Raw genomic sequence first — 238 nt, forward strand, 5'->3', positions numbered from 1 at the left:
CACAGAAATGTCCGCGGGAACACGCAGCTTCCGCTCCCGGATAGCCCTCATAGCCCCGATCATCGCCAGATTGTTCGAAGCAAGAATCGCTGTCGGCGGCTCCTTCAGCTCCAGCAAACGGTGCGTCGAAGCAGTGGCGTCGGCGGTGCTGCGATTGCCGTCGCTGATTAACTTGTCCTCTACCTCTATTCCCTTCTCGATCATCGCTGCGCGGAAGGCCTTTGCGCGCTCCACAGTC

1 protein-coding gene is annotated in these 238 nt (G+C 59.7%); it reads right to left on the reverse strand.

Features of this window, described 5'->3' with window-relative positions:
• On the reverse strand, positions 1-238 hold a 238-nt coding region (locus AF337_RS12165), incomplete at both ends, for a substrate-binding domain-containing protein (RefSeq protein WP_160320289.1).

Source organism: Rhizobium ecuadorense (genome assembly GCF_001187535.1).
Taxonomy (GTDB): domain Bacteria; phylum Pseudomonadota; class Alphaproteobacteria; order Rhizobiales; family Rhizobiaceae; genus Rhizobium; species Rhizobium ecuadorense.